5 protein-coding genes are annotated in these 9,714 nt (G+C 52.7%); all 5 read left to right on the forward strand.

What is annotated here, in order from left to right; all coding sequences use genetic code 11:
- The first annotated feature begins 449 nt into the window (after nucleotides 1-449).
- Nucleotides 450-719, forward strand: a complete 270-nt coding sequence (locus FBQ85_20690) for a hypothetical protein (protein ID MDL1877556.1) — start codon at nucleotides 450-452, stop codon at nucleotides 717-719.
- A 60-nt stretch (nucleotides 720-779) separates the two neighbouring features.
- Nucleotides 780-4,067 (forward strand): serine/threonine protein kinase, encoded by a 3,288-nt coding sequence (locus FBQ85_20695; GenBank protein MDL1877557.1) that lies wholly within the window; start codon nucleotides 780-782, stop codon nucleotides 4,065-4,067.
- 234 nt (nucleotides 4,068-4,301) lie between these two features.
- The gene (locus tag FBQ85_20700; protein MDL1877558.1) at nucleotides 4,302-5,291 is read left to right on the forward strand and encodes an Rpn family recombination-promoting nuclease/putative transposase; all 990 of its coding nucleotides are present in this window, start codon (nucleotides 4,302-4,304) and stop codon (nucleotides 5,289-5,291) included.
- A 107-nt stretch (nucleotides 5,292-5,398) separates the two neighbouring features.
- Complete coding sequence (locus FBQ85_20705; GenBank protein ID MDL1877559.1) at nucleotides 5,399-7,411, forward strand: hypothetical protein; 2,013 nt, start codon at nucleotides 5,399-5,401, stop codon at nucleotides 7,409-7,411.
- A gap of 182 nt (nucleotides 7,412-7,593) precedes the next feature.
- Nucleotides 7,594-9,714, forward strand: a 2,121-nt coding sequence (locus tag FBQ85_20710) for a hypothetical protein (GenBank protein ID MDL1877560.1), incomplete at its 3' end; no start/stop codon positions are given.

Here is a 9,714-nt window from a genome sequence, read left to right on the forward strand (position 1 = left end):
GCGCGCTAGCTGTCCTTCAAATCGTGCAAATTTCAAACGTTTTTTGGCTTCGGCTGTGGATGTCGCCGAGCGCGCCGCGCCGCAAACGCGCCGTGTTAGTGCTATCACCATCGATCGCAAAGATTTCATCGCCGTGACTGCCCTCGGCTCATGCGCTTATTCGTGCAAATAATTGCGGAATCGCTGCTAGTTGCAAGAGAAGATGCAAAGAGGTTGATCAAGATAAAGAAATTTGGGAGGATGTCAAGAGGCGCACCATAAAAACGGGATCCATAGGTGTTTTTCGAATTTTTAACGAGAAGTCGTTGCCCTCTTACCGAGATGATTCGTTTGTCAAGATCATGCGGAGATAAATTTGACAACCATGAAATTTTTCTTGCAATTCATGCCGAATTCTAATACAATCGCGCCGACCAGTATTCGCACTTGTACAAATACTTCTTCATATTATGCATGTACAAAATTACACCCCCGGCGAGATTCTCGAAAAAGTTGGTAAAGGTCTTAATCGAGATAAACTTGCTTACTTCGTGAGAGAAGGCTACCTCCAGCCGCAGAAAGTTCAGCGCGGCGGACAGGTGTACAAGTATTATCTCGAAAGTGATCTTTGGATTCTTGATCGCGCGATGATGTACATGGAAAAATATCAAACGCGGCCGCGCGCCGCGTTCGAACGCGCCCGCCAGGAATTTCAACAAACTGAGTTGAAATTGGAGTGATGCCGGCAGTCCGCGATCGCGACAAGAACTAAAACTCTCCACCTCATTCAGCATATTGACATGCAAATCTCCAAAACCGAACTCAATCGCCTCGAACGCACTTTTTTCCACCAACACGCGCAGCGCTTGTACAAAGGCCGCCATGTCACCCTGGGTCCAAGCGATGAAAATTCCGCCAGCGCGACGGTGCGCGATTATCAATTCGTCTATAAGCCCGTCGTCTGGCGGGATCAGATGGGCGAGTTGAACAGCGAATGTGGTTGCAAAAGCTACGTCGCGCCCTGCGCTCACGTCGTTGCGCTGATGTATGCAATTCATTCTGAGTCGAGAAACGGCAACGGTCTGAACCCGCCGGCGCTTACCTGGCAGGATTATCTAAAGAATGTGCCCGCGCTGCCGGAGCGCGAGATTCCCGGCAAGCGTGCCATGACGTGGGAATTGATGTTCTTTCTGCGCACGAACGTGGCCAAATGGTTTCTCTCGCCGGCGAGCACGTACATTAAAAAGAACGGCGATTTCGGGCAAAGAAGCCGGGTCGCGTTTGATTATAGCGGCAATCTCAAAAAAGTCTCCGCGACCGCATCAGAAACAAAAGCGCTAAACTATCTTGACAAGCTCGGCAGGAATTCCGACGAGTACAACCGCAGCTATTACTATTCGTATTACTCCCGCTCGCTGCAAGAAACGTATGAATTTGATTTTGCCGAAGAGGCCGGCGCGCTGCTCAATCTGCTCACACACAGCCGCCTTTATCTCGACAATGGCGACGAGATGCCCGAGCGTGTGCTGGTCGCGCGCGACCGCGCCAAGCTGTCCTTTCATGTTGAACGCTTTGGCGAGAGTGCGCCGCTGCAGTATCGTTTGCTTCCCAGAATCACGCGGTTCGACGGAAGCTCATCGACACGACAAAACCACACGGAAGATTTTGATCATAACTATCGCCTGCTCACCGTTTCACCGATCTGGTTGCTCAAAGGCAACCTGCTCATCACGCTCGACTCCGCATTGCCAGCCACATTTTTGCTGCCGTTCACTCGTTCCGGCTTTCAACTTCTCATTCCGCAAGATCAGTTGAATGATTTCTTACAGGCCTTTGCGCCGCACGTGCAAGATCGCGCGCACATTGTTTTGCCGGAGGGCGTGGAATTGCAGGCCGCGCGCGAAATCACCGGCCGCCGGCTGTATTTGCGCGAGCATCATGAAACGCTTTGTATCGAGGTAAAATTTGTTTATGACCAAGCCGTCGAAGTCGATACCCTGCGCGGATTGGAAACGAGCTTGACTGAAAACCATCAAGTCTGGCGCGTGCAGCGTGATCACCAGGCTGAAGCCGCGGCGTTTGAAACGCTTTATAGCCACGGCCTGGCATTGGCTGAAAATCAGCAGCATTGCGTTCCGGTGGGCGAGCCCTTGTCCTGGCTGTTTGATGAATTGCCCAAGCTCGCACAAGAGGGCTTTGAAATTTTCGGCGAAAAAGAGTTGGCGCGCCATCGCATCAATCGCGCCGCGCCGAAAGTCAATGTTTCGCTTTCTTCTGAAATCGATTGGTTCGATCTCAAAGTCGAAATCGATTATGACGGCGTCTTGCTGTCGCTTGCTGAATTGCGGACTGCCATTCGCAAACAAAACAGTTTTGTGAAATTGGCGGACGGCAGCCAGGCGCGCCTGCCAGAAGAGTGGCAAAAGCGTTTTCGTCATTTCTTCAATTTCGCGGAAACACAGAACAGCAAGGCGCGCATCGCTTCGGCGCATGCACTGTTGGTCGATTCCCTCTTCGATGAAGTTGCGGAAAAACGTTATGACGAAGCCTTTCGTAAACGCCTCGCAAAATTGAAAGACTTCAAGGGCATTCAAGACGTGCCGGTACCCGCGGGTTTTCGTGGCGAGCTGCGGCCGTATCAACAAGCCGGATTGAACTGGCTTGGCTTTTTGCAAGAATATGGTTTCAACGGCTGCCTCGCCGATGACATGGGTCTCGGCAAAACCATTCAAACCCTGGCGCTGCTCGCGCGTGAGGCGGAGAACGCTAATGGATCTTCGAAAACACTCGCGCAAAAACGTAATGGCAAGAGCAGCGGACATGCGAATGGTGTCAGCGTTACCAGCGGCAAACGTCCCACTAGTTTGATTGTTGCGCCGCTTTCAGTGATTTTCAATTGGGAAAAAGAATGCAGCCGCTTCACCCCGCATTTGCGCGTGCTGGTGCATCACGGCCTGGAGCGGGCGCGGGATTGCGCGGATTTCCATGAATATGACTTCGTGCTCACCACCTACAGCACCATGCGCCTCGATATCGAGTTTCTGAAAGATTTTCAGTTTCACTACATCGTGCTCGATGAATCGCAGAACATCAAAAATCCTGAAGCGCAAACCGCCAAGGCGGCCAACATTCTGCAAAGCCGGCATCGTCTGGTGCTCTCCGGCACGCCGGTGGAAAACAACACGCTGGAATTGTGGTCGCAATTCTCTTTTCTGAATCCCGGGATGTTAGGCTCGCGGCATTATTTTCAGGGCGCGTTTGCCGCGCCTATCGAGCGCTACGGCGATGAAGAAAGCGCAACTCTGTTGAAAAAAATGATCTCGCCGTTTCTGCTGCGCCGCACCAAAGAAATCGTGGCGCGTGAGCTGCCGCCCAAAAGCGAACAAGTTTACTATTGCGCCATGTCGAAAACTCAGGCCAAACTTTATCAACAAGTTCGCGATCACTATCGCGCCGAGATTATGAACTTGATCGACACGACCGGCTTGCAAGACGCGCGTTTCAAAGTGTTGCAAGGCCTGACCAAGCTGCGCCAACTGGCCTGCCATCCCTCTTTGATTTTTGATGAAGGCGAGCAGGAATCCGGCAAGTTCGAAGCATTTCTTGAAATGCTGCAAGACATTCTCGCCGGCGGGCACAAAGTGCTGGTGTTCTCGCAATTCGTGCGCATGCTCAACTTGATGGCGCAACAACTGAAAAAAGACGGCATTGCCTTCGAGATGCTCACCGGTCACACACGCGACCGCGAAACCAGAGTCACGCGCTTTCAAAACGACCCAAAGCTGAAGGCTTTTCTCATTAGCCTGAAAGCCGGCGGCCTGGGTTTGAATTTGACTGCGGCGGATTACGTTATCGTTTATGATCCCTGGTGGAATCCGGCGGCAGAACGGCAGGCCATCGACCGCGCGCATCGCATCGGCCAGGACAAAAGCGTGTTCGCCTACAAAATGATCACGCGCGACACCGTCGAAGAAAAAATTCTCGAATTGCAAAAGCGCAAACAGAATCTCGTGTCGCAACTCATCACTACGGATTCAGGTTTGTTCAAGCATTTGACGGCCGAGGATATTCGCGGGTTGTTTAGTTGAAGACTGGCGCATAGGATATGCTAAAAACAAAACGCCGCCCGCACCGAATGACGACACGGGCGGCGCTTGTGTTTCGAGTTACTGAAGATTCACGACATCCTGCCTCTCTCTCCACAGAAAAAGCTTCTCCAAAGATTGATTTCTTCGAAAGTTTTGCTATATTTTTGGCGCTAGGCGGAGTGCCTTAGAAATGCTGACGGCAACGAAAGCAGCACCAACACCAACCCACCGGCCATGGACGACATTCACGACAGAGGCTACAAAAAGCTTTTTTCAAACCGGGAAATCTTTCGCCAGTTGATCACGACTTTCGTGCATGAACCCTGGGTCAAAGATTTGGATTTTTCGACATGTGAGCTGGTCAAGGACTCGTTTATTTCAAAGCGATATAAGAAGACGTTTACAGACTTGCTGTACAAAATCAAACTGCGGGGCCGGGATTTTTACATCGTTATTTTGCTGGAGTTCAAGGCCACGCCGCAGCGTTTTGTGGCATTGCAGATGCTGGGTTACATCGTGGATTTCTACAGGCATCTGGTCGATTCCCAAAAGCGTTTGAAAAAACTGCCGCCGGTTTTCCCGATCATGCTTTACAATGGCGAGCGGCGTTGGACGGCGCCGGTGAATCTCGCGGCGCTGATCGAGGGGCATGATTTGCTGGGCCGGCGCGCCTTACATTTTGAGTATTTCCCCATCATTGAAAATGCTTTCAGCAAGGCAAATTTGTTGAAAATCGGCAATGTCGTTTCGACCCTGTTTTTGGCCGAGGCGCATTATGACTTGGCGCTATTGGAACGTGAGTTACTCAAATTGTTCGAGAAGCCACGAGATAGAAAAGCCGTTTCCCTTCTGCTGAATTGGTTCCGGCAGTTGGCATTGCATGGCAGAATCGAAGAGGCTGATTACAAAAAATTGGAACGTACTTCTGATGATCCCAAGGAGGTCAATATGTTGGTCAATGCCATCAAAAGAGAAAAAAAGCAGATGTACAGCCGGGGAAAACGTGAAGGGCTGGAAAAGGGAATTGAAAAGGGGGTTGAAAAGGGGATTGAAAAGGGGATTGAGAAGGGGATTGAGAAAATCGCGAGACTGATGTGGGCTAATGGCGAATCGCTCGAGAAAATCAAGCGCTACACCGGTCTCTCCGCCGAGGCTATAAAAAAATTAACGGCAGCCCCGCCGCCCGCGCGCGATCGCAGATCGGCCGGGCGTGGAAACCGGTGAGCGGTTACACCAGTAACCGCAGCGCGGGATTAAGGCAGCGGCCTGCGTATGCGTAGCATTGCACTTTGCCCAAGCTCAAGTGAATAAAAATTCAAAAGAGTCCTTTCATGCCCACTCAAACCCTCCCCTCCGTTTGCCCGATGGATTGTCCGGACACCTGCAGCCTCGACGTCGAGGTTACAGATGGACGTATCAGCAAGATTCGCGGCTCGCGTGTGAATCCGCTTACGGATGATTTCATTTGCTCGAAAGTGGCGAATTTCACCAAACGCGTTTATGGCAAAGAACGCCTGCTCCATCCGATGCAGCGCGTTGGCGCCAAAGGTGAAGGCCGCTTTCAGCGCATTTCGTGGGCGGAGGCCATGTCCATCATCAGTGAATCCTGCACTGAAATACAAAGCTGCTGGGGCGGCGAGGCAATTTTGCCTTATAGCTACGGCGGCTCGAACGGTATACTCGGCCAGGATACCAGCGACAAAGTCTTTTTTGCGAAGTTGGGCGCTTCACGGCTGGCGCGCACGGTTTGCGCTATGCCGACCACGGAAGCAGCGATTGGCATGTACGGCAAAATGGCTGGCGTTGCTTTTGAAGATTATGTTCACAGCCGCTGTATCATCATCTGGGGCGTGAATCCCAAAGCTTCACATATTCATCTTGTGCCGTTCTTGAAACAAGCGAAAGCCAACGGCGCAAAGATCATCACGATCGATCCGGTGCGCAATTTTTCGGCGCGTGAAAGCGATATTCATTTGCCGGTTTTTCCGGGCACAGATCTCGCCGTTGCGCTTGCCATGATCAATTATTGGCGCGAAAATAAAATGTTGGATTGGGATTTTATCACCCAACATACAACCGGCGTTGAGACATTACTGGAGAAAGCGGAAGCATTCAGCTTGAAAAAAGCCGCGCACATTGCGCGCGTCGAGGCCGCTGATATCGAAAAAATTGCGCGGCTCTATGCGGAAAGCGAGCCGGCCGTCATGCGCGCCGGCTGGGGCCTGGAACGCAATCGCAATGGCGGACAGGCCGCCGCCGCGATTCTCGCGCTGCCGGCGTTGTTGGGAAAATTCGGCAAACGCGGCGGCGGTTACACTCTCAGCAACAGCGGCGCGTATCGTTTCGATGGCAGCAAAATGGCGGAGGCAGACTCCTGGAACACGCGCACGATCAACATGAATGTGCTCGGCAAAGTTTTGTTGGAAGAAAAGAATCCACCGGTCAAAATGCTGTTTGTGTACAATTGCAATCCCGTGGCCACTGTGCCGAATCAAAACGCCATCATTGCCGGCTTGCAACGCGAGGATTTATTTACAGTGGTCTTCGATCAAGTGATGACAGACACCGCGGTCTTCGCCGATGTTTTGCTGCCGGCCGTCACATTTCTGGAACAGCACGAAATCAAAAAAGCTTACGGCAGCTATTCCTTGCACTACAGCGCACCGGTGATTCCCGCGCTTGGTGAAGCCAAGCCAAACGAGGAAGTCTTTGCCATGCTCGGCCGGGCGATGGGCTGGGAGGATGAAGCTTTTCAAAAAAATACTCACGATTATCTGCATAACGCCACTCATGCAATTCGCGGCATGGGCCGGGAGATTTCTTTCGAACAATTGCAGCGCGACAAAATCGCGTTCTTCGATTTTCCCGGCCAATTGCCGATACAATTCGTCACCGCCTTTCCCTTCACGCATGACGGCAAGGTTCATTTCGCGCCGGCGCAGTTGGGCGAGCATCCTTATGAATTTCTCGACGAAGAAACAAATCCCGCTTATCCTCTTGCCATGATCAGCCCGGCGACCGACAAAGCCATCAACAGTATGATGGCGGAATACATGATGCCCGAGCTTTATCTCGAAATGCATCCCGCTGACGCTGCCGCACGCGGTTTGCATAACAACGAGACCGTGAGAGTCTTCAACAATCTCGGAGAAGTCGTGTGCCGCCTAAAAATTCAGGCAGACGTGCGCAGCGGCGTTGTGGTGATGCCGAAAGGCGCTTGGCGCAAGGCTTCGAAAAACGGCAAAACCTCAACCGCGCTCTCGCCGGACACGCTAAACGTCGTTGGTGGCGGCGCGTGCTTCAATGACGCACGGGTGGAGGTGGCGCGATTTGAGAAAGCTTGATTAGACCTTTTCCGGTATCCGCGATTCTCAGAAATCATATGCCTTTCGCTTACGGCTTATCGAGTTTTAAAAAACCAATTTGCGCACGACTCCGAGGAGGTCAGGCAAATTCGGAGTAGACTTCATATCGCAGCAAGCACATTTGCCCTCTTGTCTCGTAATTCAGATTGTGAGATTTAAATATGGCTGTTATTTTTTTCATGACTATTTTGTTCCTTTCTGCAATCGCACAATCTCCTTCAACACCATCGGTATTTCCTTCTGCAGCTAATCTAGCTGCAACACGCCAGGGCCTGCTCGAACCCCACCCCATGACCTCCCATCCCGAGCCGGACTTGATGCCTGCGCTTTCGCCGGACGGGCGCTGGCTCGCTTATGTTTCGCACGGCAACAATAACTATGACATTTGGGTGAAACCGGCGGCCGGCGGCCAAACCTTTCCGCTGACAACACACACTAGCGATGATTTCAGTCCGGCTTGGTCGCCAAATGGCAAAGCCATCGTTTTCATTTCCCGGCGGGATGATGCCGAGGGCGATCTTTTTTTGATGAAGGTCAACGAGCGCGAGGGCCGCCTGGAACCGGGCAAGGCCACGCGCCTCACCGCAAATTTTATGCGTGAAACCACGCCGGCCTTCTCGCCAGATGGAAAAATAATCGCATTCAGCCGCGGGCCAAGCGGTTATGAACGCATTTGGTTTTATCATCTCAAAAACAAAATCGCCCATTCTTTCAGCAACACCCTGGGCACACATCCGGCGTGGTCGCCCGACGGCAAACATCTCGCGAGCATCGCGCCGGTTGCAGGCCACTCCGGCAGGCAATTGTTCATTCTCGCAGCAGATACCTCGGCAAGAGAACCGGCGCGGCAAATGACGTTCATCGGCGACAATAATTTTCCAAGCTGGTCGCCGCAGGGAAATATGATCGTGTTGCAACGATCGGAAACCGGCAACAGCAAAGCCGGGACTCACCTGAGACTCATTCAAATTTTCGACGGACACGGCCGCCTGCTCAGCGCGCCGCGCGAGCTGCAAATTACCCCAAAGCATGAAGGCGCACTCTTTCCTGCCTGGGGCCGCAATCAAGCAATCTACTATGCCGCCAATCACTACGGCAATCTCGACATCTGGCGCATTCCGGAAAGCGGCATGCTGGCGCGCTTCAGCTCGCCGCAGCAAAGCATTGCGTTCGCCCAAAATTTTGCTGACGCCGAAATTGCGATACTCACGCTCAACGCCATTCCTTTTGATTTTCCGGATTCGACGCTGGCGATCAGCCGGGCGGAACTCGAATTAGGCCGGCGCTTTCTCGCGCAAGGCGATACGCTCGAAGCGCTCGCAATCTGGAGTGTGTTGGCGCAGAGCGACAACCGCCAGTTCGAAACCGCCGTTCTGGCCAGGGTTGAACTCGCCGCCGCGCAACGCGATATCAAATCTCTCGAAGAAATTATGCATCGCGAACTTCCCTGGCCGAAAGCGCAAGCCTTGTGCCGTCTGGCTCTCGGGAAAATTGCGCGGGAACAAGGGCGGCGCGAAACTGCGCTCAACTATTTTCTCAATCTTCCCGATCAATATCCACAGCAGATCGACTATTGTCACGATGCGCTAGTGTACGCCGGTGAAGTATTGACGGAGATGCGCCGCCTTTCTGCGGCGGAAGAGGCCTATCTCAAAATCGCTGCACGATTTCCCGAACGGCTTGATTGGCGCGAGCAGGCTATTGATCGTCTCCTGAACCTGGGGCTTTCATTCTCGGCGCGCGATTCGCTTGCGACCTATCAACTGTTGATTCAAAAATACGCTCATCATGCCGAGGCCAGCCTTTTTGCGCGCTTTCGTCTCGGGCAGCAATTGGCGGCCGAGGGCGAACTCGAGCTGGCCACGAACGAGTATCACGGCCTGCTGAAGCTGCTGGAACAACGGCCCGATCCGTTCTTACAAGCTTTGGCGGATCGCACCGCACTGGCGTTGATTCGTTTGCATCTTGACGACAACGAGTTGCCCAGTGCAACTCAAATTTTCGATCAGATGAACAAACGCGACCGCGCCGCCTCCGATCAAAATGCATATCAACACGCGCGCAAAGAGCTGATTGCGGCGATGCTGCAACGCGGCCGCTTGTTGCTGCGCCAGCGCGATGCCGAGCTGGCGCTGGCATTGTTTCAGCAGGCGCGCGCCTACGATGCCAAAGAAATCGAAACGCATCGCGGCTATTTGGAAGCGATGTTCATGCTCGAACGTATTGATGAAGCTGTCGCGGAATACGAAAATCTCAATGTTTCCCACCCCGGGAATGAGGCA

The organism is Cytophagia bacterium CHB2, from assembly GCA_030263535.1.
Classification (GTDB): Bacteria; Zhuqueibacterota; Zhuqueibacteria; order Zhuqueibacterales; family Zhuqueibacteraceae; genus Coneutiohabitans.